The 24,052-nt window shown below is 60.3% G+C and carries 24 protein-coding genes and 1 pseudogene; 13 read left to right on the top strand and 12 right to left on the bottom strand.

Features of this window, described 5'->3' with window-relative positions:
• Window positions 1–65: 65 nt before the first annotated feature.
• The 3 genes from KJF94_RS15345 to KJF94_RS15335 are packed head-to-tail and all read left to right on the top strand — an operon-like array spanning window position 66 to window position 1,979.
• Entirely contained in the window at window positions 66–1,136 is a 1,071-nt protein-coding gene (locus KJF94_RS15345) for a sterol desaturase family protein (protein WP_214377185.1), read from the top strand.
• Complete coding sequence (locus KJF94_RS15340) at window positions 1,126–1,500, top strand: nuclear transport factor 2 family protein (RefSeq protein ID WP_214377184.1); 375 nt, start codon at window positions 1,126–1,128, stop codon at window positions 1,498–1,500. The genes KJF94_RS15345 and KJF94_RS15340 overlap by 11 nt, the downstream gene beginning before the upstream one ends.
• A gap of 20 nt (window positions 1,501–1,520) precedes the next feature.
• Window positions 1,521–1,979: a GNAT family N-acetyltransferase gene (locus KJF94_RS15335; RefSeq protein ID WP_214377183.1), complete on the top strand. Its 459-nt coding sequence runs from the start codon at window positions 1,521–1,523 to the stop codon at window positions 1,977–1,979.
• Between the two features lie 4 nt (window positions 1,980–1,983).
• On the opposite strand, the gene KJF94_RS15330 is transcribed toward KJF94_RS15335, so the two are convergent.
• The 4 genes and pseudogenes from KJF94_RS15330 to msrA form a co-directional block, all read right to left on the bottom strand.
• Window positions 1,984–3,420 (bottom strand): M15 family metallopeptidase, encoded by a 1,437-nt coding sequence (locus tag KJF94_RS15330; RefSeq protein WP_214377182.1) that lies wholly within the window; start codon window positions 3,418–3,420, stop codon window positions 1,984–1,986.
• 41 nt (window positions 3,421–3,461) lie between these two features.
• Window positions 3,462–3,788 carry an NIPSNAP family protein gene (locus tag KJF94_RS15325; protein WP_214377181.1) on the bottom strand — a complete coding sequence of 109 codons (327 nt, stop codon included), beginning with the start codon at window positions 3,786–3,788 and terminating at the stop codon, window positions 3,462–3,464.
• A 35-nt stretch (window positions 3,789–3,823) separates the two neighbouring features.
• A pseudogene (locus KJF94_RS15320) lies at window positions 3,824–4,582 on the bottom strand (AraC family transcriptional regulator); the annotation flags it as partial.
• A 151-nt stretch (window positions 4,583–4,733) separates the two neighbouring features.
• Window positions 4,734–5,240: a peptide-methionine (S)-S-oxide reductase MsrA gene (msrA, locus tag KJF94_RS15315; RefSeq protein WP_214377180.1), complete on the bottom strand. Its 507-nt coding sequence runs from the start codon at window positions 5,238–5,240 to the stop codon at window positions 4,734–4,736.
• A gap of 351 nt (window positions 5,241–5,591) precedes the next feature.
• Here msrA and KJF94_RS15310 point away from each other — a divergent pair, with 351 nt between their 5' ends.
• The 5 genes from KJF94_RS15310 (at window position 5,592) to KJF94_RS15290 (ending at window position 11,281) form a co-directional block, all read left to right on the top strand.
• The gene (locus KJF94_RS15310; protein WP_090473933.1) at window positions 5,592–6,941 is read left to right on the top strand and encodes a GntT/GntP/DsdX family permease; all 1,350 of its coding nucleotides are present in this window, start codon (window positions 5,592–5,594) and stop codon (window positions 6,939–6,941) included.
• A 144-nt stretch (window positions 6,942–7,085) separates the two neighbouring features.
• Window positions 7,086–8,411, top strand: a complete 1,326-nt coding sequence (locus KJF94_RS15305) for an OprD family porin (RefSeq protein ID WP_214377179.1) — start codon at window positions 7,086–7,088, stop codon at window positions 8,409–8,411.
• Window positions 8,412–9,387: 976 nt separating this feature from the next.
• On the top strand, window positions 9,388–10,029 hold the full coding sequence (locus KJF94_RS15300) for a hypothetical protein (protein ID WP_214377178.1): 642 nt from the start codon (window positions 9,388–9,390) through the stop codon (window positions 10,027–10,029).
• Complete coding sequence (locus tag KJF94_RS15295; RefSeq protein WP_214377177.1) at window positions 10,029–10,460, top strand: phage holin family protein; 432 nt, start codon at window positions 10,029–10,031, stop codon at window positions 10,458–10,460. The genes KJF94_RS15300 and KJF94_RS15295 overlap by 1 nt, the downstream gene beginning before the upstream one ends.
• Entirely contained in the window at window positions 10,457–11,281 is an 825-nt protein-coding gene (locus KJF94_RS15290; protein ID WP_214377176.1) for a DUF3618 domain-containing protein, read from the top strand. The genes KJF94_RS15295 and KJF94_RS15290 overlap by 4 nt, the downstream gene beginning before the upstream one ends.
• A 75-nt stretch (window positions 11,282–11,356) precedes the next feature.
• Here the strand turns inward: KJF94_RS15290 and KJF94_RS15285 are convergent, their stop codons facing one another.
• Window positions 11,357–11,596, bottom strand: coding sequence for a hypothetical protein (locus KJF94_RS15285; protein WP_214377175.1), 240 nt, complete (start codon window positions 11,594–11,596; stop codon window positions 11,357–11,359).
• A 169-nt stretch (window positions 11,597–11,765) separates the two neighbouring features.
• Here KJF94_RS15285 and KJF94_RS15280 point away from each other — a divergent pair, with 169 nt between their 5' ends.
• Window positions 11,766–12,020, top strand: coding sequence for a hypothetical protein (locus KJF94_RS15280; RefSeq protein WP_214384880.1), 255 nt, complete (start codon window positions 11,766–11,768; stop codon window positions 12,018–12,020).
• 58 nt (window positions 12,021–12,078) lie between these two features.
• On the opposite strand, the gene KJF94_RS15275 is transcribed toward KJF94_RS15280, so the two are convergent.
• Window positions 12,079–13,791, bottom strand: a complete 1,713-nt coding sequence (locus KJF94_RS15275; protein WP_214377174.1) for an amidase — start codon at window positions 13,789–13,791, stop codon at window positions 12,079–12,081.
• 186 nt (window positions 13,792–13,977) lie between these two features.
• On the opposite strand from KJF94_RS15275, the gene solA reads away from it, so the two are divergent.
• On the top strand, window positions 13,978–15,147 hold the full coding sequence (gene solA / locus KJF94_RS15270) for an N-methyl-L-tryptophan oxidase (protein WP_214377173.1): 1,170 nt from the start codon (window positions 13,978–13,980) through the stop codon (window positions 15,145–15,147).
• Window position 15,148: 1 nt separating this feature from the next.
• Here solA and KJF94_RS15265 read toward each other — a convergent pair whose 3' ends face one another.
• Complete coding sequence (locus KJF94_RS15265) at window positions 15,149–15,994, bottom strand: LysR family transcriptional regulator (RefSeq protein ID WP_214377172.1); 846 nt, start codon at window positions 15,992–15,994, stop codon at window positions 15,149–15,151.
• Window positions 15,995–16,116: 122 nt separating this feature from the next.
• Here KJF94_RS15265 and KJF94_RS15260 point away from each other — a divergent pair, with 122 nt between their 5' ends.
• A complete protein-coding gene (locus KJF94_RS15260; RefSeq protein WP_214377171.1) occupies window positions 16,117–17,043 on the top strand; it encodes a DMT family transporter in 927 nt (308 codons plus the stop codon).
• Here the strand turns inward: KJF94_RS15260 and KJF94_RS15255 are convergent.
• Window positions 17,040–17,456: an ester cyclase gene (locus KJF94_RS15255; protein WP_214377170.1), complete on the bottom strand. Its 417-nt coding sequence runs from the start codon at window positions 17,454–17,456 to the stop codon at window positions 17,040–17,042. The two genes, KJF94_RS15260 and KJF94_RS15255, sit on opposite strands and share 4 nt — an antisense overlap.
• A gap of 306 nt (window positions 17,457–17,762) precedes the next feature.
• Between KJF94_RS15255 and KJF94_RS15250 the strand changes: the two genes are divergently transcribed.
• A complete protein-coding gene (locus KJF94_RS15250) occupies window positions 17,763–18,641 on the top strand; it encodes a LysR substrate-binding domain-containing protein (RefSeq protein ID WP_214377169.1) in 879 nt (292 codons plus the stop codon).
• 79 nt (window positions 18,642–18,720) lie between these two features.
• Window positions 18,721–19,056: a hypothetical protein gene (locus tag KJF94_RS15245; RefSeq protein WP_084323843.1), complete on the top strand. Its 336-nt coding sequence runs from the start codon at window positions 18,721–18,723 to the stop codon at window positions 19,054–19,056.
• Window positions 19,057–19,107: 51 nt separating this feature from the next.
• Here the strand turns inward: KJF94_RS15245 and KJF94_RS15240 are convergent, their stop codons facing one another.
• From KJF94_RS15240 to KJF94_RS15225, 4 genes are all read right to left on the bottom strand, one after another.
• Window positions 19,108–19,527, bottom strand: coding sequence for an organic hydroperoxide resistance protein (locus KJF94_RS15240; RefSeq protein WP_214377168.1), 420 nt, complete (start codon window positions 19,525–19,527; stop codon window positions 19,108–19,110).
• Between the two features lie 298 nt (window positions 19,528–19,825).
• On the bottom strand, window positions 19,826–21,382 hold the full coding sequence (locus KJF94_RS15235) for an amino acid permease (RefSeq protein WP_214377167.1): 1,557 nt from the start codon (window positions 21,380–21,382) through the stop codon (window positions 19,826–19,828).
• 114 nt (window positions 21,383–21,496) lie between these two features.
• Window positions 21,497–22,657, bottom strand: a complete 1,161-nt coding sequence (locus KJF94_RS15230; protein WP_214377166.1) for an iron-containing alcohol dehydrogenase — start codon at window positions 22,655–22,657, stop codon at window positions 21,497–21,499.
• 3 nt (window positions 22,658–22,660) lie between these two features.
• Window positions 22,661–24,052, bottom strand: a complete 1,392-nt coding sequence (locus KJF94_RS15225; RefSeq protein WP_214377165.1) for an aldehyde dehydrogenase family protein — start codon at window positions 24,050–24,052, stop codon at window positions 22,661–22,663.

Here is a 24,052-nt window from a genome sequence, read left to right as displayed (position 1 = left end):
CTTAAGAACCGTTCTCGGTTACGGTGTGATTGGTAATTCCTTGCATTGATGGAGGCGAGCCCATCGTGGATGCCCTTGCGGTGCTCTATAACGGCCTGACCGCGTGGGTGATCGAGCCCGTCATCCGCCAGTTCCTGGGCCTTTTCGATCTGAATGGGCGCATGGGTTTACTGTTTCTGTTCTCGTCGTACAGCATCGCCTACGCCCTGTTCCGGTTCAGAAAGCATCGAGGTCTCACCGAAGCACAGTCGTTCGGACAGTTCATCGGCGGGCGACGCGTGTATTTCCATCGTTCGGCGTTGCTCGATTACCGCTACTACTTTGTGCGGGCGATTCTGAAAGTGGCGTTGGTGTTGCCGATTGTCGGCCTGGTGGACCCGCTCGTCCTGCGCTCCGGCGACTACATCGCCTTTTTTACCAACCTGTGGGGTGCGCGGGTGCAAGTGGAGCAAAACCTGTCACTGTCCTTGCTCTACGGCCTGGGCGTTTTCCTGGTGAAAGACTTCATGGCCTACTGGGCTCACCGCGCCTTTCATTCCCGATGGCTCTGGGCCTTTCACAAAGTCCATCACTCGGCGCCGGTGCTGGTGCCGGCGACGGCCAGCCGGGTTCATTTCGTCGAGAAGATTGTCGAAAAGCTCTCGACGATCATCGGCATCGGCGCCTATGCCGGCGTCTTCTGGTACGCCTGTGGTGGCGAGATCAGCCGCTATTCCCTGTTTGGCGTGACGTATCTGGTGTTCATCCTCAATGCGCTGGCGGGAAACCTGCGTCACAGCCATGTCTGGTTGTCGTTCGGCCCAGTGCTCGAGCACGTACTTAACAGCCCGGCCCAGCACCAGATCCACCACAGCGACGCACCGCAACACATCAACAAAAACTTCAGTATCAACCTGTCAATGTGGGACTGGATGTTCGGTACGCTCTACGTCACCACGTCGAAGCCCGAAGTCCTCCGGTTCGGCACCGGTGAACAGGATCACGACAGATACCTGACGGTCTACAGCCTGATTGTCACGCCGTTTATCGACATTACCCGCAGGGTCCGTATGACGAAACGACCTGATCGTTCGCGGACGCCCGTGCGAGCCATTCAGCATGCGTTAGCAGAAATGGAGGTGAGTCATGACAACTGATTCCACAGAAAAAGAGTCTGTCAAAACTACAGTCAAACACTATGTCGAGGGTATGGTCTTCGCTGACGAATCGTTGTTGCGACAGGCTTTTCATCCGTCTTGTCGCATCATCGGTCACTACCACAAAGCACTTGAATGGCTGTCCCTTGATGAGTTTATCGACGCGATCAAAACCGAGGGCCCGGCGGCAAAAGAGGTGAAGCCTTTTTGGGAAGTGATTGACCTGGATATAACGGGCGACGCCGCCGCCGTAAAAATAATCGATGATTATGCGGGGATGAGGTTTACCGATTACCTGTCGCTACTGAAAATCGATGATCGCTGGGTGATCATTAACAAGCTCTACTACTACCATGAGTCTTGAACCAAACGGAGACAGTTGAAATGGATATTCAGGTACATCGCGCCGACGCTACGCACATCGATCAAGTCGCCAGCCTCTTCGACGCCTATCGGGGTTTCTACGGCCAGCCCTCGAACCTGAATCAGTCCCGCCACTTTATCGCCGAGCGCATTACCCGGGATGAGTCGGTGATCTTCTTCGCCCGGGACGCCGCCGGCGAAGCGCTGGGTTTCGTCCAGTTGTTTCCGACGTTTTCCTCCATTGATGCGCACCGCACCTGGCTGCTCGGCGACCTGTTTACCGCACCCGCCGCCCGAGGCCGCGGAGTCGCAACGCAGCTGATGAACACCGCGCGATCCTTCGCGTTGTTGACCGGCGCCAAAGGCATGGTGCTGGAAACGGCCACGGACAATCACCAGGCACAACGCTTGTATGAATCCCTGGGCTACGTGCGCGAAACGGGTTACTACACCTATTGCCTCGATTTGAAGCAGGGCTGATGCATCACCGTTCCGGGAGATTCCAGCGCTCGCGCAAGTGTTCGTATTGCGCCTCGGGCATTTGCACCAGCAGGGGAGACTGACGAGGATCGAGCCAGTCGAACAAACGGGAAATGTCCGTCTGATCCATGGCCGTGCAGCCCGCCGTCGGCGAGCTCGGGCTGCGCCAGATATGGAAGAAAATGCACGAGCCCGAGGCGGGTGACGCCGGTGTGTTGTGCTCGATGACAATGCCTTTGCGATAGCCTTCCTCGCTGCGCATGCGTTCGGCGCTGTTCCAGTCCTTGGCGATCTTCGAGCCGTCGACCAGTTGGTTGTAGCGTGCGGAGTGGCTGTCGTCCACGCATTCGATGGTTGGTGTCAGCGCGAGGTAAGGCAGTTTCGTTTCGGCCGTGTTGTCGTAGCCAAATGCCGTTCCGAGCTTGAATACCCCGGCCGGCGCTTTTCCGTCACCTTCACGTTTCACCGGACCATCGTCTGGCTCTGCGCTGCTCAAGCCCTTGCCCCAGGCCATGCCGTTTTTGCCGACCACTACGGCAAACGGATTACCCGATTTTCGAAAGGTCTTGCCATCCCGTTCATAGCGTTGGGCGGTGCCCTGGATGTCGTCCCAGTTTTTGCTGGTGACCACAATCAGCTGATGGCTGGCGTCGAGGGCTTCGCTGGCGCTGAGCGGTGTAATCGGAAAATCCATGACCTCGTTCGGCGTGCTGGCGCCTGCATAAGTGAAGTGCCACCATTCTTTCGAATACCCGGAAAACCCTTCTTTTTCCATCGCACTGCTTAGCCGCTGGCGATTGTCCTTCGCGGTCGCGTTGATGGTCGGGTTGGCGGTATGCGTCCGCTCATCGAAGCAATCGAAACCGGTGCCCATGTCGAGTGCACCGTCATGCCAGCGCTGAGCATAGGGTGCCGTGCAATCGACCTGCGCGGCCGAAGGCGCCCAGGCTGCGGCGGGCAGGGCCTTCGGTCCGGTCAGTGTCAGGTCCACGGTCGAGCCCCTGGAGTGATTCGACACCCGCGCCACATACCCCAGGCGCCAGAAATCCTGCTTGTCCACGCGCGGGTAGAACTCGGCCTTGCGCGGGTCGCCCGGTTCGTTTGCGAAGCGCCCCATATCGGCGACAGCGCGATTCGGTCGATAACAGTCGAAGACCTTCAAACCATAACCCTGCGAGCGCAGCGCTGTTTGTACTCGAGCGAGCGCCTTGGCGGCGTCGAGCGTCATCAGGCACTCGGCGGCGGCGTACCCGTCGAGTGGGTGACCGGTGAAGTTGTGGGCGCCGGCGTAGCGTATGTCCTGCTCGATGGTCGGATCAATCGTACGCAAGTAGACCATGTGCTCGGGCCGTGGCTCGGCACTGGCCACGGTGGGGATGACGATATTCAGGAACAGCAGTGACTGCAGCCAGGATCGTGCGGTTTTGTAAGAGGAACCCATGCGACTTCTCCTGGGTGAGGGCTACACACTGCCGACCGACATCAGGCGGGTTGTTGCGCCTGATCGCCAAACACGGGCCTGAAAAAACTGCGCTCATAACTGAGAATGCATTTTGTCTCTTCAGCGAACTTGAACGCCGCGATGCACTCGGGATCTTTCATGGAGTCCTGCCGATAACGTTCGTACGCGGCAAGGCTTGGAAAGCTGAACATCGCCAGGGCGATATTGTTCGCGCCTTCGGACGGCAGGAAGTAGCCGTGATGCTGGCCGCCGAATTTTTCAACGAGAGGCATCCACAACTTTCCATAGTGTTCGAACGCTTCAATCTGGTACGGATCAAGCACGTATTTCAGATAACAAGTGATCATGCTTTTGCTCTCTTGGGCTGGAAGATCAAGTCATTTTAAAGTGCGTCGTCCGACTCGCTTTGCTGCACGTGTGCCGTCACCAGGGGAACCTCCTCACGGGGATCACGCTTGAGCCATTCGGCGGGGGGCGAGCCCACCACGTTCAGGAAAGTTCTGGAGAAAGACGCTTGCGAGCTGTACCCGACCGACGCAGCGATGACTTTGATTTGAACGCCGTCGCGAAGCAAGTCCTGGGCGACTTTCATTCGCCACGCGGTGACGTAGCCCATCGGTGAGACCTCCATGATCCGGGTGAAGTACGCCGAAAATTTTGAGCGGGACATGTGTGCCAGCGTTGCCAGTTTTTCGACGGTCCAGGCGGCTTCGGGCTCTTGGTGAATGCGGCTGAATACTGCGCCAAGGCGCCCGTCCTGCAAGGCATAGAGCAGGCCGCCGGAAATCTTTTGCTCCACGACGGAACGCCGCACCAGCAGCACGAAGATGTATTCGAGCAGCAGGTTGAGCGCCTTGGTTCTGCCGGGCGCCTGATCCTGAAATTCGCCGATCAGCGAGCCGATCACCGGGGCGATGTTCTCCAGGTTGCTGATGGGAAATACCAGCGTTTCCTTGAGGCCGAGAGGGAAGGGCTGTAGCGAGTTGCGCCCGAACTGAAATGAGGCGCAGACCAGCTCGGCGCCCTGGGCTGAACTGGAGCGCAACTGGTAGCGGCAACTGCTCGGGCAAAACAGCACGCTGGGTTCGGCAATCGATATCTTCGGCAGCCCGGGCTGAATCATGTCGATACCGCCCTGACTGGGCATTGATCAATTATCGCTACATCGCCAATGCACTGTGGAGTACGGCGCAGACGCTTGAGTATCTTGGTGGCGGGAACCAATGAGGGAGAAAGTGCGGTCGAGCATGAAATAACAGAGGCGGCTCATTCGAGCCGCCTCTGTTTCGTGACTACCCGCGCACGGGCAATTTCCAGCCTGGCCGGATGAAGTGACAGGTGTAGCCGTCGGGCAGGCGTTCGAGGTAGTCCTGGTGTTCCGGTTCGGCTTCCCAGAACGGTCCGGCCGGGGTGATTTCGGTGACCACTTTGCCAGGCCAGAGGCCAGACGCTTCGACGTCAGCCACGGTGTCTTCGGCAACCGCCCTCTGCTCGGCGCTGAGGTAGAAGAGGGCAGAGCGGTAGCTGGCGCCGACATCGTTGCCCTGGCGATTGCGGGTCGTCGGGTCATGGATCTGGAAGAAAAACTCGAGGATCTGGCGGTAGCTGATCTGCTGCGGGTCGAACACAATCTCGATCGCTTCCGCGTGGTTTCCGTGGTTGCGATAGGTCGCATTCGGCACATCGCCTCCTGAGTAACCCACCCGCGTGGACAGCACGCCGGGGTAGCGACGCAGCAAATCCTGCATGCCCCAGAAGCAGCCACCGGCCAGAATGGCGGTTTCGGTTTGTGTCGTCATAAACGTTCATTCCCCTCAAAGTGTTGGCACGTTTGCGATTGGCACGGGCGCACTTTAACGCGCACGGGTGTCGACGGATTTCCTGACACAGAGCAGACGAACTGAAGAGTATAAGTCTGTAGTGGCGATTGATCCGAACCGGTGACCACCGGTGCGGATACCGGAGCACAAACAGCGCAAGCGCGATGAAAATCCGCCTGACCCAATTTCAAAAACAACGACCCTCCATACCTCTACGCGACAACCCTTATCCCTCTACGAAAATTACTTTCGCCTCGTTTGAAAATCGCTCTTCGAAATGTTTTATGAGTTTCACAACCCATTCGACGTGACCCTTTCGAGGAGTACCGCATGACCCTGTCCTTCGGCTATTGGCTGCTGGTGTATGCCGCCATCGCCATCATTGCCCTGATCGTTCTGATCGCCCGTTACCGACTCAATCCGTTCATTGTCATCACCCTGGTGTCCATCGGCCTGGCGCTGCTGGCCGGCATGCCGCCGTCCGGCGTGGTCGGTGCGTACGAGGCCGGCGTGGGCAAAACCCTGGGGCATATCGCGCTGGTGGTGGCGCTGGGCACGATGCTCGGCAAGATGATGGCCGAGTCCGGTGGCGCCGAGCAGGTGGCGCGGACCCTGATCGACCGTTTCGGCGAGAAGAACGCGCACTGGGCGATGGTCTGCATCGCCTTCCTGGTCGGGCTGCCGTTGTTCTTCGAGGTCGGTTTTGTGTTGCTGGTGCCGATCGCCTTTACCGTGGCGCGGCGCGTCGGCGTGTCGATCCTGATGGTCGGTCTGCCGATGGTCGCCGGGCTCTCGGTGGTGCATGCCTTGGTGCCGCCGCACCCGGCGGCGATGCTGGCGGTGCAGGTCTATCAGGCGTCGGTGGGGCAGACGTTGATGTACGCGATTCTGATCGGCATTCCAACGGCGATCATTGCCGGCCCGCTGTACGCCAAATTCATCGTGCCGCGCATTCAACTGCCGGCGGAAAACCCGCTGGAGCGGCAGTTCCTTGAGCGTGAACCGCGCGACAGCCTGCCGGGTTTCGGCATCACCATGGCGACCATTCTGTTGCCGGTGGTGCTGATGCTGATCGGCGGCTGGGCCAACCTGATTTCCACGCCGGGCAGCGGCTTCAACCAGTTTCTGCTGTTCATCGGCAACTCGGTGATCGCGCTGCTGCTGGCGACCTTGCTGAGCTTCTGGACCCTCGGTATTGCCCAGGGCTTCAACCGCGAATCGATCCTCAAGTTCACCAACGAATGCCTGGCGCCGACCGCCAGCATCACCTTGCTGGTCGGTGCCGGTGGCGGGTTGAACCGGATTCTGGTGGACGCCGGGGTCACCGATCAGATCGTCAGCCTGGCCCATGAATTTCACCTGTCGCCGCTGCTCATGGGCTGGCTGTTCGCCGCGTTGATGCGCATCGCCACCGGCTCCGCCACCGTGGCCATGACCACGGCGTCGGGCATTGTCGCGCCGGTGGCCATTGGTCTGGGCTATCCGCATCCGGAGTTGCTGGTGCTGGCGACGGGCGCCGGGTCGGTTATCTTTTCCCACGTCAACGACGGCGGCTTCTGGTTGATCAAGGAATACTTCAACATGAGCGTCGCCCAGACCTTCAAGACCTGGACCGTGCTGGAAACCATCATTTCGGTGGTCGCCTTCGCGCTGACCGTGGGTCTTTCTTACCTGATCTAGCTCGAACCCTCCGACCGCTCTCCAGTTTCAATGCTCATGGTCACTCATTGGGCGCGTCATCGTGCGCGCCGGTGTTGGGTGTCAGCGGCGGATTGCGGTCGTTCAAAACTCAAAAACCATAAAAAAATCACCCTGGAGCACCGTATGTTCAAGCGAGCAATCCCCACCGCACTCTTGTTGGCCACCGGTTCGATCTGCGCACAGGCAGCGGATTCTGCCGCGCACGGTTTTCTGGAAGACAGCAAAGCCAGCCTCTCGATGCGCACGCTGTATTTCAACAGCGATAACCGCGATGGTGCGGCAGATCCCTCGAAAACCGAGGAAGCCGCACAGGGTTTCGTGCTGCGCTATGAGTCCGGGTTTACCCAAGGCGCGGTCGGTTTCGGGCTGGATGCTCAGGCGCTGCTGGGTGTGACATTGGACAGTGGTGCCGGGCGCCACGTCGGTAGCGGCATGATCCCGACGGATGGCGACGGTGCTGCCGATACCTGGAGCAGCTTTGGTCCCACGGCGAAGATGCGGATTGCGAAGACGGAGTTCCGCTACGGTACGTTGCTGCCGAAATTGCCGATCCTGCTGTCGAACGATGCCCGCGTATTGCCGCAATCGTTCACCGGTGCCCAGATCACTTCGAATGACATCGATGGGCTGATGCTGACCAGTGGTGTGCTTGAACATGCGGTCGGTCGCGCTTCGACGGACCGGACCGGTTTGTCCGTACCGGGCGCCACACAGGACAGCAACAAGTTCTACTTCGCCGGGGGGGATTACTTCATCACCAAGGAACTCAAAGCGCAGTATTACTTCGCGCAGATGGAAGACTTCTATAACCAGAACTTCTTCGGTCTGACTCACGTGTTGCCGATCGATAGCAAAAGCTCGTTCACCACTGACCTGCGTTACTTTCGCACGACGTCGACCGGGGCTAACAATTCCGCCGCAGGCCGCGCACAAGGCTATCGCACCTCCGGTTACACCGAGGATAACAATGGCGAAATCGACAACAACACCTGGGTTGCGATGATCACTTATATGAACGGTGGCCACTCGGTGTCGCTGGGGCATCAGCAAGTGGGTGATGGCAGTAACTTCGTCCAGCCCAACCAGGGCAGCCTGGTTGATAAAGGGGCGGGTGGCGGCAGTGTTTACCTGCCGACGGACCGCATGATCCAGAGTTTTACCCGTGCGGGAGAGCAGACGAATTTTGGGCAATACACCTATGATTTCGCGCCTTTGGGTGTGCCGGGGCTGAAGGCGTCGATCGTGTATTTGAAGGGGACGGATATCAAGGTCCGCAATGCTGGGGATCAGTCTGAGTGGGAGCGTGATATGACCTTGGACTATGTGTTGCAGTCGGGGTCGCTCAAGGGGCTTGGGTTCAGTGTGCGCAATGGCAAGTCGAACACTGATGCGGGGCGTAATGTTGACCAGAATCGCTTTATCATCAACTACACCTTGTCGTTGTTGTAAGCGCTCTGTGATTAAAGCCTGAACCTGATTGTGATGGTGTTCGGCTGATTGTAAGGGGTGTACATATCCGTTGCTGCGGTAACGGCGGCTATTGGTTCCGCTTTTACAGCGGGTCACTTGGAGAAGCGCCAAGTAACCAAGCGCTTTTGCCCCTGTCGTTCGGTGCCTCGCCTAGGCTCGGCATGCCCTCGTTCCGGTCCTGCTCCGTGGGCCCGCCGCCATCGGCCATCCATGGCCGGGGGCGGCTAACCCGGCATCCCTGCCGGGTTGCCCACTGCGCAGAACCTCCACTCGGCCTCACGAGGGGGCGACCACCGCCAATGCAACCGAGGCGGCCTACCGGCCGGCCTGTCGTTTGAAGCGTTTCGCGTTCCCTGTGGGAGCTGGCTTGCCAGCGATGGTCGTTAACGATGACGCGTGCTGTCTGAAAGAACACGGTGTCTGGGCATCCATCGCTGGCAAGCCAGCTCCCACAGGTTTTTTTGGCGGTCGTGACATTGGTGTTCACCCCTGATGATCCTGACGAACTTCAGGCCGGCTATCAGGCCGCCTCGCGTTGGTTTTTGATCTTGATCTGCCCCGTCGGAAGGCCGAGCGCAGGTTCTGCGTAGTGGGCAACCCGGCAGGGATGCCGGGTTAGCCGTCCCCGGCCATGGATGGCCGATGGCGGCGGGCCCACGGAGCAGGACCGGAGCGAGGGAATGGCGAGCCAAGGCGAGGCACCGTACGTCAGGGGCGCTTGGCGCTTGGTTACTTGGCGCTCTTCCAAGTAACCCGCCGTAAGGGCGGAACCAATACCAGCCGTGACCGCAGCAACGGATATGCACACGATCAAAAAAAACATCGGCCCACCACATCACTCATCATTCCGTTGGAACTCCCCATCACGTCCCTTCGTCATTTGAACTGAGGGGATGCTACGGGCAATTCGTGGCGAACCCGATAACGCTTTTTCATCCAGAAGGCGAGGGGCGACATGAATACTTCAGACACTACGACCGGGAATCAACACAACCCCGCAAGACCGGAGCATGATTTTCAACACTTGAAGGAGGAAGTCACAGAAGCACTCGGTGGCGCACGACAACAGGCAGATGCACAGTTCGGGCAGTACCGCGACACCGCAGCCGATCAGATCGAAGCTTTGGCCAAGGGCGCGAAATCCGTCGTTTCCGAACTGGAAAGCAAAGACACCCTCGGCATGTCCGACTACCTCGCCGACATGGCCGATTCCATGAGTGGCCTGGCCGGCAACCTGCGCGGCAAAAGTGCCGAACAGCTGCTGCACGATGGCGCAGAACTGGCGCGCAACAACCCGGCACTGTTCATTGCTGGCAGCATTGCGCTGGGCTTTGGCCTGTCTCGGTTTCTGAAAGCCGGCAGCGCTCCGGCAACGACAGTCACCGGCTCCCGCGACCCGGCCGAAGGCCACTCGATGCCACCGTCAGGCGGCTTCGGCGCCCACCATCCCTACGAAACTTCCGTGCCGCCACGCGCCGATCAAGGTCCCGGACTGGCCACGGGCATCACGCCGGCCGCGCCAAGTGAACAGGACCACCCATCAGACTTCGCAACGACCTCGACACCAGGTTCGAGCACCTTCAAAGGAGCTGTGTGATGAACAGAGAAGATCGAGATTTACCGGGCGCAAGACCGATACCCACACCTGAACATGATGCTTCGGTTGTCGGCCTGTTACGTCAGTTATCCCGCGAAGTGCCCGAGCTGTTCAGCAAGGAGCTGGCGCTGGCCAAAGCCGAGTTGCAGGCCAGCCTCACGACACTCAAGGCCGGCATCGCCGGGGTGGCGGGCGGTGCGATTGTGCTGCTGGCGGGGTTCATCATCCTGCTGATGTCCGCGGTCTACGGCTTGAGCATGGTGATGGCGCCGTGGCTGGCCGCGCTGATCGTCGGCGTGCTCGTGATGATTGTCGGGTTCGCCATGCTGCAGTCCGGGAAAAAACAGTTCGAGCCGTCTCACTTCAAGCCTGAACGCACACTGGATGCCTTGAATAAAGACCAGGAAGCGCTGCGGAGGAAAGTCTCATGAACAATGAATACATCACCGAGACGGGAAAAAGCCCCGAAACCATCGAACGTGAAATCGATGCGCAACGGGCGAGTATCGGCAACATTGTCGATGCCCTGGAAAGCAAGTTCACCCCCGGTCAGATGTTCGATCAGGCGTTGGGTTTGATGCAAAGCAACGGCACCACCTTCCTGACCAATCTGGGCACCAGCGTGCGCAATAATCCGGTTCCGGCGGTGCTGACATCCGTCGGATTGTTGTGGTTGATGATGAGCCAAAATCGTCCGCCATCACCCCATCCGGGCTATCGGACCGGTCCGGATCAGGACAGGGTCGGGGAATGGGCCGACGGACTGGCCGATAGCATCGACGGTGCGCGTGAGCATTTGCACCAGACGGCTGACACCCTCAAGGACGGCTACCAGAGCGTCAAGGGCAAGGCTGCGCACCTGGGCGAAAACCTCGGGGCGGCCACGGAAAACATCAGCCATGCGGTGCATGACGCCGGCGACCGTTTGCTGCGCAGCACGCAAGTGATGAGCAACCAGTTCAATCACCTGCTTAAGGAGCAACCGCTGATGGTCGCCGCTGCGGGAATCGCCTTAGGCGCCATGATCGGCGCTGCGTTTCCTTCGACGGCAACCGAGCAACGCTACCTGGGCAAAACCAGTGCGGACCTCACCGACAAGGTCAAGCAACAGGCGCGGGAAGGCTTTGAGGCGGTGCGCGATACCGTGACGAAAACCACGGATCATTCGGATGAGCCCGTCACACCGGGTGGGCAGCAGCGTAGCGGATCGACAACGTCGGCCGACCTGTCGCAAGGCCTGGGTACTTCGTAAACGGGCGTATAAAAGCGGGAGGTCTGACACTGACCTCCCGCTTGTCATCCAGTGAAATACACTGCACACCACAGGCTAATTACCATCGGCGACCTTGCGTTCTATCTCGTCGATTTTCCGCTGGAGTTCCTCGGCGTCCTGCTCCTTGGTTCGGGTGGAAGAGGGCGTAATGGTTTGATCGACACCTTTGGCTTCACCCTCTCTGTCCTGCAAATCCCGCTCGACCACATTCACCGGTTTACCCGACGAATCGGTGGGCGGAGCGTTTGATGTCGCTTGCGATTCGAGCGCGTTGTCACGGTCATCATTGTTCATGTCGCATACCTCCGTTTGCCTACACATTGGATGCGACGGTCACCCGGGAGTTCGAGATTTCTTGCCCACGATAGTCGACTCCCGGTGACAGGATCACCTCCGGTCGGCCGCGATGAACCTGAGTCGTACCCGATCGCTCCATTCAGAAACGACCGTGGAAGCCGCCGCCATGAATTCATTCAGAAATCTGCTGACGAGGGCTCAGGAGCAAAAACTTCATGCGCTGGATGCCTGGCACCGTGCGCTCGAAAACTGTTCGCTGCGCATGGACTGCCCCGATGCCTACCATGAGGAACTGCTGCGGCAGGCCGATGAAATGGATCGCCAGGGCATCATCGATTGGGAGGAGTGGCGAGACTTGCGCACCAAGGGCGACGAGGCTTATTTGCGTGCGGTCGCGGGGGAGGATTATCACGGACGATGAAGCGTGAGCCGGCTGACAAAACGGGAGTGGAGCGTGTGCCCCAATCCCGTTTTTTCCATTATTTACCGGTCGACAACGGTGGGGTTCGAGGCGGGATTTCGCGCTTCGATCCGGTCGATTCAAACGCCGAGGCAAAGCGCAGCAGCGCCGAATCGTCATAGGCACGACCGGCAAAGGTCAGCCCGACCGGCATGCCGATGTCCGGCATGATGCCCATCGGCACAGTGACCGTCGGAACACCGAGGTGACGGATGGCGAGGTTGCCGTTGGCGACCCAGACACCATTGCTCCACGCGATGTCGGCGGAGGCCGGATCGACATCGGCATTCGCCGGCGCAACATCGGCCACCGTCGGGAACAGCACCGCATCGAGGCCCTGCCGGTCCATCCAGTCTTCAAGGTCGATGCGACGGGTCTGTTCAAGTCCGCGCAGTCCGTCGGGAACGGTGGTGATCTGGTCCCACGGCGTGATGCCGCGCTCGGCCATCCGCACGTACTCGTCCATGCCCGCGACGAGGTCGCCTTCGCGGTTGGGCAGGGTGCCCGGGTCGTGGGGGAAAATCAGCGGCCCGTCGACGTCGACCAGGCGGTTCAGTTTCGGATCGCCGTTGGCCTGCAGGAAATCATCGAACGCCCAGGCCGTCAGGTCCCACAACTCATGATGCAGGAACTCTTTCGACACCAGGCCCCGGGTGAACACCGTCGGCGCGCCCGGACGATCACCCTCGCAATTGGACACCAGCGGGAAATCGACTTCGACCACTTCGGCGCCCGCGGCTTCGAGTGCCTTGCGTGCCGCTTCCCAGAGAGCAATCACAGAAGGCCGGGTGTTGATGCGCTGCCCGGTCGGCCCACCAATCCCCGGCGCCTCGCTGGTGCCGGCTTCGGGATCGGCGTTGATGAACATGCGCGGAACACCGAGGCGCTTGCCTGCGAGGGCGTCGGGCTTCGCGGCCAGCTGGGCATAGGAAGCGGGGCGCACCGAGGTGACACTTGGAATTGGCACCCAGGGCTGCATCCGCCACAGGTCGCCGCGGGTGTCGGGGTCTTCCGCCACCACCACGTCGAGCACTTCGAGCAGGTCAGCCATGGTTCTGGCGAACGGCACGACCACGTCCATCGTCGGCGTCAGCGGCCAGTTGCCGCGCACCGAAATCACCCCGCGAGAGGGCGTATAGGCGCACAGCCCATTGTTCGAGGCCGGGCCGCGACCGCTCGACCAGGTTTCTTCAGCCAGGCCAAATGCCGCGAAACTGGCGGCGGTGGCAGTGCCGGCACCGTTGGACGAACCCGAGGCGAAAGGCGCGGTGAGATAGCTGGCGTTGTAGGGGCTTTCCGCACGGCCATAGACCCCGCGCTGCATGCCGCCGTTCGCCATGGGTGGCATGTTGGTCTTGCCCAGGCAGATCGCCCCGGCGGCGCGAAGCCGTTCGATGGTGAACGCATCGCGATACGCAATCAGGTTGGCGAAGGCGGGACTGCCAGAGGCGGCGGTCAGCCCTTTGACCAGGTAGCTGTCCTTGGCCGTATAGGGAATGCCATCGAGTGGCCCCAGCGTTTTGCCCTGCGCCCGCCGGCTGTCGGAGGCCTGCGCTTCCTTGAGCGCCTCGGGATTGCGCACCACCACCGCGTTGAGGGCGGTGGGCGTGTCGGCGCCGTCGTAGGCGTCGATTCTGGCGAGATAGGCCTGGACCAGTTCCACTGCAGTGGTCTGGCCGGATTCGAGCGCCGCGCGCAGTTCGGCAATGGAAACCTCGGTGACCTCGATCATGCTGTTACCGCCGTTTGCTGATGGTGAAGAAGTGAATGCGCGGCATGGTATGTCCAATGAAGGGGTCGTTGCCAGTGCCAGGACATTTTATGGTCGCGCGATCCCACCCTGCGCTGAAGGTTTTTTCGGCCCTTGAGTTTTCATCGGCTTTCAGACTCAAATGGTCCTTTTGCCGACGGTGATGATATGGAACATCGGTGTGAAGTAGCCGTGCTCGGGTTGGGTGCCATGGGCGCTGCGACGGCGTATCAACTGGCAAAATCCGGCGTCAGGGTGATTGGCGTCGACCGATACCATCCTCCCCACACCCAAGGCTCCAGCCACGGCGACACGCGCATCACCCGACTGTCGGTCGGAGAAGGCGCCGCTTATGTGCCCATCGTCCGTAACTCCCACCGGATCTGGCGCGAACTCGAAGCACTGTCCGGTGAGTCGCTGTTCGAGCAGTGTGGCGTGCTGGTCATGACCTCCAGCCCCGACTATGACGCCAACGATGCCAGTGACTTCACCAACCGCACCTTTCAACTGGCGAAAACCTACGGCATCGAGCATGAGGTGTTGTCCGCCGAGCAGATTCGCCAACGATTCCCGCAGTTCTCCCCAGTGCTGGACAGCGCCGTCGGCTACTTCGAACCGAATGGCGGTTATGTCCGGCCGGAACGCTGCATCGCCGTGCAGCTGCGGCTCGCCGAGGAACACGGCGCGACGCTGCTGAAGGGCGAAACCGTCACGGCCATCACCTCGCACGAACAGGGCGTCACCATCACCACTGACCAGCGAACGATCCATGCCGACAAAGTCGTGGTCAGTGCCGGCATGTGGTCGCGGGAGTTGTTGGGTCAACCGTTCGACCGGTTGTTGCGGGTGTGTCGGCAGAAACTGTTCTGGTTCGAACTGGAAGAGAGCGCCCGGTTTGCACAGGTATCGCCGACGTTTATCTTCACCCACGGGCCAGGGCAGTTCCACTACGGTTTCCCGCCGTTGCCCGGCGAAGGCAGCCTGAAAGTCGCAACGGAACAGTACAGCGAAGAATCTTCCCCGGACACCCTGGACCGTACCGTCAGCGCTGCCGAAGCGCGCGACATGTTCGAGACACAGGTGCGCGGCAGGATTGCCGGCGTGACCTCGCGGGTGGTCAAGTCAGCGGTGTGCGCCTACACCGTCACGCCGGATTCGCACTTCATCATCGACGCGCATCCGTCATTGAAAAACACCCTGGTGGTCTCGGCCTGTTCAGGCCATGGCTTCAAACATTCTGCGGCGTTGGGTGAGGCGGTGGCGCAGTGGTGCGTACGGGGCAGCAGCGATCTGGATCTGTCGGCGTTTTCGTTGAAGCGGTTTGCAGGGCAACCCTGATTCATTGTTCGAAGCACGACACCAGAAAACTCATCACCGCCTGCACGGCCGGGGTGTGCCGGATATCGCTGTGCACCACCAGCCACACTTCACGCTCAAGGCCCGCGCCGATCGTCTCGATCGCTTGCAGGCCATAGTGCTCGCCAAGGAACGAGGGCAGGGCGGCGACACCGGCGCCTGCCTGGGCGACGGTGGCCTGGATGTTCAGGTCATTGCTGCGCAGCAGGATCGGCCGGTCACCCGCTTGCTGCTTGAGCCAGATCTGCTGCGGGGTTTGCTCCATGGACTCGTCGTAAGCGATGAACACCCGATCCTGCGCAGCGGTTCTGGACAGATAATCCGCCGAGCCATACAGGTAAAACGACACTGTCGCGACCTTGCGCGCTACCAGGTCGGGCTCCTTTGGACGGCTCAGGCGCACGGCGATATCGGCTTCCCGTCGCGACAACGACGCGCTGCCCAGGCTGCCAATCAACTGCAACGACAGCTGCGGATGTTTCATGCGCAGTGCATTGATGCGCGGTGCGATCAACGCACAGGCCAGCGCCGGCGGAGCGCTGACCGTGACTTCGCCGCTGTAGCTTTCCTGCCCCGCGAGCGCAGTGCGTTGCACCGCGAAGGATTCGCTCTCCATGCGTCGCCCCAACGCGGCTATGCGTTCCCCGTCTTCGGTCATGACGTAGGCGCGAGGTCGCCGGTCCACCAGCTTGAGATTCAGCGACTGCTCCAGCGCGCTGATGCGTCGCGCTACGGTGGCATGGTCGACCTTGAGCGTGCGCGCGGCTGCGGACAACGATTGCTCGTGGGCGAAGACGATGAAGTAACGCAGATCCTCCCAATCGAACATGGGCGTTTTCTCACATCAAGGGTGAATAAATGGGGAATTCTGCCCCGCCGACAAGGCTGCAAGAATTGCCGAAGCATTCAGCGGATTGCTGAGTATCTCGCCCGATTCGTGAGGAAACAGCCATGTCAAAATCAACGCCTCTCGCCTACGCCGGCATTGTCGGCGCCACGTTTTTCTGGGGCACCAACTTCAACGCCGGTGCCTACATCATCAAGAGCATGGCACCGATCAGCGCTTCCATTGAGCGCTTTGCCATTTCGACGCTGTTGTTGGTGCTGATGTTCGGTCTGGCCGGCAAGCTGCGTCTCCACACCTTGAAGAACAATCTGCCGGCTTTTATCGGCCTGGGCCTGCTCGGATTTACCGCATTCAACCTTGCGACGTTTTTCGGCCTGCAAACCACCACGCCGATCAACGGCGCGCTGATCCTGGCGACCACCCCGCTGTGGACGATGATCTTTGCGGTACTGCTGGAAGGCGAGCGCATTGATCGCGGCCAGGGCATCGGTCTGGTGCTGGGACTGTTGGGCGTTGGTCTGGTGATCACCCGTGGCGATATCCACGTTTTACTCGGACTGAAAGTGGCCACCGGTGACGCGTTCATTCTGGCCGGCAGCATGGCCTGGGCGGCGAACATGGTGGGCACCCGGCGTTTCGTCAAAGATTCCACACCGCTGGAAACTACTACTTTTTCCATGTTGTTCGGGGTCATTGGCTTGATTGTGCTGGGCCTGGTTTTTGAAGACCCGATCGCCAGCATCCGCAGTGCTTCTCTGTCGGTGCATGGCGCGGTTATCTACCTGGCGGTGTGCGGTTCACTGATTGCCTATGTGCTGTGGTTCAAAGGTATCCATGCCATCGGCGCGGCGCGCACGTCGATCTTCTTCAACCTCGCCCCGGTATTCACCATGCTGGTGTCTTCGATACTGGGCGTACTGCCCAATATCTGGCAACTGCTGGGCGCCGGCGGCGTGATTCTCGGGGTGGTGTTTGCTTCGGGGCTGGTGTTCAGGCCGGCTCAGCCCACGACGCTGGCGGTGCAGGATTAAGCCAGACCGATGATCTCCCGGTGCACTTCCAGGGCGTTGCGTTCCACCCAGTTGTGCGCCAGCAGGCCGTCCGGACGAACTTCCCAGACCGCCGTCCCGAGCATTTCAAACGCGCTTTGGCAGGCACGCCCCCCGATGAACCCGTTGTTTTTCCCCGCCAGTTTCCAACGGGAGGCGACGCGCGTGCCCTGGGCATTCTGGAAGGTTTCGATGGCAGCAAAATCGAAGTCTTCGATTTTCGACAGGAACACACCGATCCATTCAATGAAGGCTTCACGGCCGACAATGTCGACGCCGCCGGACGTGATCACGAAGTCTTGCGCCACGAAGCGCGCTGCCGCTTGCGGATCCTTTGCCTGCCAGACTTCACGCCAGAAGCGTTCGACTGTTTCTACTGCGTTGTTTTCGGTCATTTCAGATGCCTCGTGTCGGGTTGAAAGGTCTTGAATCAGAGAACCTGTGGCGAGGGAGCTTGCTCCCGCTTGAGTGCGTAGCACTCACAAAAATCGGCAATGGTTGTCAGATTTTTGGGGCCGCTACGCAGCCCAGCGCGAGCAAGCTCGCTCGCCACAAAGGTATGTACGATCCATGAGCGCGCTTAAGTGAACAGCATTGTATCGAGGGGCTTTCGTAGCCCGTTTCAGCACGATGTTCGAAGTTTGCGATCCAGAACTCAAACGCATAAATTTAATGGCATCCAGTCGAGAAGCGAATTCATCATGCAAGCCAGCGACCTTGAGATCGACCTGCTGAGGGCATTCATCGCAGTGGCGGAAACCGGCAGTTTCACCGCCGCCGCCGAGGTGATTGCCCGTTCGCAATCGGCGGTGAGCCAGAAGATCATCCGCCTCGAAGAAATCCTCGGCCTGCGCGTGTTCGAGCGCACCAGCCGTGCACTGACCCTGACCCCGGACGGTGAACGACTGCTGCTGGGCGCGCGCAAATTGATGGTGCAGGTCGACAGCTTCATGCGGGAAATCAAAGCGCCCGCCACGGTCGATCTCCTGCGACTGGGCATCTCTGAAAACCTCGTGCTCACCCAGCTTCCGAAATTGTTGTCGCGCTTCTGCACCTTGTATCCCGACGTGCAGCTGGAACTCACTACTGGCCTGAGCCATGACTTGCTGGCGGACCATGAAGCGGGGCGACTGGACGTTGTGATTGCCAAGCGGAAAATCAGCCCCGGCGCCCAGCGCGGCCGGGTCATCTGGCGTGAACCGCTGGTCTGGATCGCCGCGCAGGATTTTGAGATCGAAGCGTCCCGGCCAGTACGCCTGGTGATGATGCGGCCACCCTGCGCCTACCGGGCAATCATGATCGAGGCCTTGGCGTCGGTGCGGCGGGAATGGACGTGCGCATGCCTGGCCAGCAATTTGATGGGCGTCCAGGCCGCCGTGGCCGGCGGGTTGGGAATTACTGCATTGGGCACTTCGTTTCTGCAGGAGGGGATGCGGATTGTGGAACCGTGCGAAAAACTGCCGACGTTGCCCTCCACCGAAGTGGCCGTGATCGGTGACGAGCCTCGCACACAGCATCTGGTTCAACCGCTGGTTTCACTGCTCACCGAAGGCTTGATGTCGGGTACTCGTCCGGCATGATGCCAATTGGCCACTACCTCCGGTAAAATGTGCGCCGCTCGAGAGATGGATCCCGGGCGTTTTCCCATGGAGTTATTCAGTGAATTACCTCAGCAAAGTGGTTGCCGTTTCCCTGTTCGGTCTGGTTCTGGCAGGTTGCACCGGCGCGCCGATGAAGACTCAGCAATACGACGCCAGCCAATACACTGTTGTTGGCCACAGTGAAGCGAGCGCCACTGGCTTGCTGCTGTTCGGTGTCATCCCGATCCGCCAGAACAGCCGTTTCGTTCGCGCGCAAGACGCGGCGATCAAGGCCAAGGGCGGCGACGCATTGATCAACACTCAGGTGCAGGAAAACTGGTTCTGGGCCTGGGTCCTGACCGGCTACACCACCAAGGTGTCCGGTGATGTGGTCAAGCTGAAAAACGTTCAGTAAGCGGTCACCAGCACAGCCTGCCGCAATGGCAGGCCGCGCTTGTCGCCCCGGTTAAACCAGATTGATCACGACGTCGATGTTGCCACGGGTCGCCTTCGAATACGGGCAGGTCTGGTGCGCGGCATCCACCACCGCTCTCGCAACAGCAGGATCCAGGCCCGGAAGGCTCACGTTGAGACGTGCCTGAAGGAAAAAGGCGTTTTCGGTCTTGCCCAGGTCCACTTCGGTATCGACAGACACGTCGGTCGGCAACGTCACTTTCAATGCAACCGCCGCTTTACCCATGGCGCCGATGAAGCAGGCGGACCAGCCTGCGGCCAGCAGTTGTTCAGGATTGGTGCCACTGCCTGAAGATCCAGGCGCGGAAAGCTTGATATCCAAACGTCCATCGTCACTTCGCGACTCACCGTTGCGGCCTCCGGTCGTGTGGGTCTTGCCGGTGTAAAGCACGGTGTCGATTTGATTGATCATGGCGGGTTCCTGCTGAGGTTTGTGGGCTCTTCAAAATCGTTCATCGGAGAACGTCTGACTGTCCGATGCGGCCCACTTTTTCATCCTCATGTAGTGCGGATGTGTCCTGATCCGGCACTTGTGTAACGCTGTGTAAGATCGCCAGAGAAAAATACAGACCGATACAAATCGAGCACCAGGAATCGCCGAGCGTAAAACCTGTAGGAGCGAGCGGTGCGGCGATCCGACTTGCCCGCGAAGCTTTTGGCGACTTCAAAGGCCCATTCGCGGGCAAGCCTCGCTCCTACTGGTAAAGCCTTTAAACCTGCTTGTTCAACGCCGCTTCAGCCGCCGCAATTTCCGCCTGACGCTTGACGATCAGGTCGCCCATCGGCGGACCCTGAAAGCGCCGCGCTTCAAAACCGAACCAGACGATGGCCGTCAACACCAGGAAACCGATGGTGATGTACAGCGCCCAGTCGTTCGGTGGCTGGATGCCGATGACGAAGATCACCACCATCGAGAGCACCGAGAGGATGGCGAACAGTGAATACAACCCGCGTCCCATGTTCCACGGTCCCATGGTCGGCCACTTCGCGGTCCCGTAGGTGAACAGGCCCAGCACGATAGGGATGATGAAAGAGAAGAACAGGAAGATCACCGTGCACGAGACCACGATGGTGTAGACCGGTGTTGCCCCGATCGAGATCACCGACGAGCCCCAGTCGAACAACACAGCCAGGGTGGCGCCGGTCCAGATGGCGGCCACCGGGCTGCGATATTTCGGCGAGACCGAGGCCAGCGCTTTCGAGCAGGGCAGGCCGCCATCGCGAGAGAAGGCGAAGATCATGCGTGACACCGAGGTCACGGTCGCCAAACCGCAGAGAAACTGCGAGATGAAAATCGCCACGTAAAGCGCCAGTTTGATGTTCGGGCTCACCTGGGTGTTCATGGCCCAGAAGAACACGTTCCAGCCCTGTTTCGCCGCTTCGTCCATGCTCGGCAGCATCAGGACGAACGAACAGAGCATCACCCAACCAAACAGCAACGACCAGACCACCGACATGACCATGCCGCGCGGCACCGACATGGCTGCGTTGCGGGTCTCTTCGGAGGTGTGTGCCGACGCGTCATAACCGGTGATGGTGTAGATCGGCAGCAGCAGGCCGAGCATGAACACCCAGCCGTTCGAAACCTGTGGCCAGACGCTGCCGCCGGCTTCGCCGGAATAGTTGCCGAAGGTCCACAAACGGGCGAATTCATAACTCGGTGCCGAGATCAGGCAGACGATGGTCAAGGCGAGCGCCGTGGCAAAAATCAGGTAACCCGAGAAGTCGGTCAGCTTCGCCGTCAGGCCGATCCCCAGATGGTTACACAAGGCCTGGATACCGGTAAGGATCGCCAGGAATATCACCCTGACTGTGGTGGTGTCTTCCATGCCGAGGGCCGGTCCGAAGGCACCGAAAAAGAAGTAGTAGGTGCCGACGTTAATGGCACCCAGCACCGTGACCAGCCCCAACAGATTGAACCAGGCCGTCAGCCAGCCGGTGAAGCGGTTACCGAGAATCGAGCCCCAGTGATAGAGACCGCCAGCGGTGGGGTAGGCCGAGGAAATCTGCGCCATGGCCAGTGCAAACACGCCGGAGATCAGGCACCCGATGGGCCAGCCGATGCCAATCGACGCACCCCCTGCACCCGACGTGCCCTGGGCCAGTGAGTTGATGCCGCCCGAGAGGATGCAGATGATCGAAAAGGAAATCGCGAAGTTGGAGAAAACCCCCATTCGACGCGAGAGTTGCTGGGCGTAGCCCATGTTGTGCAACGCCTTGACGTCATCGTCATGCGCGTCGGTGCCGGGCTGGCTTGCTGGGTTCATGCTGTGTACCCCATCAGGTTTTGATTCAATCCATTGGCGTGTGCGCAATGGGCTGGCCTTCAACACCTTGTCGTACTGCTCCTTTTTCCAACCGATACCACTACTGCTCCGGATCTAGAGACGGCCGTGAAAAGCCGCGTCGAAAATGTGGGCCACGCCTTCCTTGGTTAACGGCAGCGGGTTGCCGCCGGCCGAGGGGTCGACAATCGCCATGTCCGCGATCAGGTCGGCCTGCCGGTCATCCACGCCCAGTTCAAACAGCGTATGCGGCACGCCGATGTCCTTGCGCAGCTTGAGGACGAAGGCTAGAAAGCTGTCGAAGCCCGGGGAGGGCAGACGCAGGTACGCCGCCAGACGGGTGATGCGCTCCTCGATGGCCTTGCGATTGAACTGCAGGACATAAGGCATGAACGTGGCATTGGTCATGCCGTGATGGGTGTCGTACAAAGCACCCACCGGATGCGACAGCGCGTGCATGCCGCCCAGTCCTTTCTGGAATGCAGTGGCGCCCATCGCTGCAGCGGCGAGCATTTGCGCCCGCGCCTCAAGGTCTGAGGGGGTGTGCACGGCGCGCACCAGGGCATTGGCCACCAGGCGCATGCCTTCCACTGCAATGCCGTCGGCCATCGGATGAAAACCGGGGGCGCAGTACGATTCCAGGCAATGCGCGAACGCATCCATGCCGGTACCGGCGGTGACTTTTGCCGGCATGCCGACCGTGAGCGCCGGGTCGCTGATGACCACCCGCGGCATCATTTTCGGGTGGAAGATGATGCGTTTGGTGTGCGTGCGTTCGTCGATGATCACCGCCGCGCGGCCGACTTCGGAACCGGTTCCCGCGGTGGTCGGCACAGCAATCACCGGGGCGATGTGGCTGTCGTCGGCACGGGTCCAGTAGTCGCCGATGTCTTCGAAATCCCACACCGGTCTTGTCTGCCCGCTCATGAAGGCAATGAGCTTGCCCATGTCCAGGCCGCTGCCACCGCCGAACGCAACCACGCCATCGTGCTTGCCGGTGCGCCATGCTTCGAGCCCGCCGGCGAGGTTGGCTTCGACCGGATTGGGCTTGAGGTCACAAAACAGCGCGACGCCCAGGCCGGCAGCGCGCATGGCCTCCAGCGCCGCCGTGGTAATCGGTGCGCGCGCCAGGCCACTGTCGGTGACCAGCAACGGTCGCTCAATACCCTGGCTGCGACAGACCTCGGCCAGCTCGGCGATGCGGCCGACACCAAAGCGAATGCTGGTGGGGTAGTTCCAGTTTCCAGTCAGGTTCATGGCCTACACCTCGTGGCGCAGATGAAAGGATTTGGCGCGGGTCAGGTGCTCGTAGCCCAGGCGCGAGAGGGTGACGCCGCGTCCGCTGTTCTTGACCCCGGTCCAGGCCAGCGCCGGGTCCAGGTAATCGCAACGGTTCATGAACACGGTGCCGGTGGCGATCTCGTTGCCGAGGCGTTCGGCGGCGGCGAGATCCTGGGTCCACAGGGATGCGCTGAGGCCGAACGCGCTGTCGTTCATCAGGGCGACGGCTTCGTTGTCGCCAGCCACCGGCATGATGCCGACCACCGGGCCGAAGCTTTCGTCGCGCATGACTGACATTTGATGAGTGACGTCGACCAACACCTGCGGCGCCAGGTAGGCGCTGCCTGGCGCGTCGGCGGGGAAAGCCTTTGGATCGATCAACGCCTTGGCGCCTTGCGTGAGCGCTTCGGCGATTTGTCCGCGAACAAAATCAGCGGCGCTCGGTGTCACCAGCGGGCCCAGCGTCGTGGCTTCGTCCAACGGATTGCCCAATACATATTGGCCCGTCAGGGCGATGAAGCGCTCGACAAATGCCGGATAGATTTTTTGATCGACATAGATGCGCTCGATGGCGCAGCAGCTTTGCCCGGAATTGAAGAAGCTGCCGTCCACCAGGTTTTCTACCGCATGTTCAAGGTTGGCGTCGGCGCGAACGTAGGCCGGGTCTTTGCCGCCGAGCTCCAGGCCTACACCGATGAATCGCCCTGTGGCAGCGGATTCCATGGCTTTGCCGGCCTCGACCGAACCAGTGAAGTTCACTTGGTGCACGCGGCCCGAAGCGATGATCTCGGATGTCTGCTGATGGTCGAGCAGCAAGTTACGGAACAGCCCGTCAGGCAGCTTGGCGCGGCGCATGGCTTCAGCGAAACGTTCACCGACCAGCAGCGTTTGCGTGGCGTGTTTGAGGATCACGCTGTTGCCGGCCATCAGTGCCGGGATGATCGTATTCACCGCCGTCAGGTACGGATAATTCCACGGCGCGACCACCAGCACCGTGCCCAACGGTTCGCGTTTGATAAAGCGCCGAAAACCCGCAACAGGCGCGGGCTCTACCGCGGCCAACGCATCAGGCGCGATAGCGATCATGTGGCGGGCACGCTCTGCAAAGCCGCGCAACTCACCGGCGCCGTAGCGCACCGGTCGGCCCATCTGCCAGGCCAGTTCCGGCACGATATCCGCCTGCATCGACAGCATCGCGTCAACGGCGGCGGTACATAAGGCAGCACGTTCGCTCAGCGGCCGGCGCTGCCATAAAACCTGTGCGGTGGCCGCCGTCGTCAGCGCCTGCTCGACTTGCGCCGCATCGGCGCAATCGCGTTCGACATACACCCGGCCATCGACCGGTGAGATGAGCTGAACCTTGGCCGTCAT

This window comes from Pseudomonas hormoni (genome assembly GCF_018502625.1).
Classification (GTDB): Bacteria; Pseudomonadota; Gammaproteobacteria; order Pseudomonadales; family Pseudomonadaceae; genus Aquipseudomonas; species Aquipseudomonas hormoni.
Note: the sequence above shows the minus strand (reverse complement) of the source record. Positions and strands in the feature narration are given on the sequence as shown.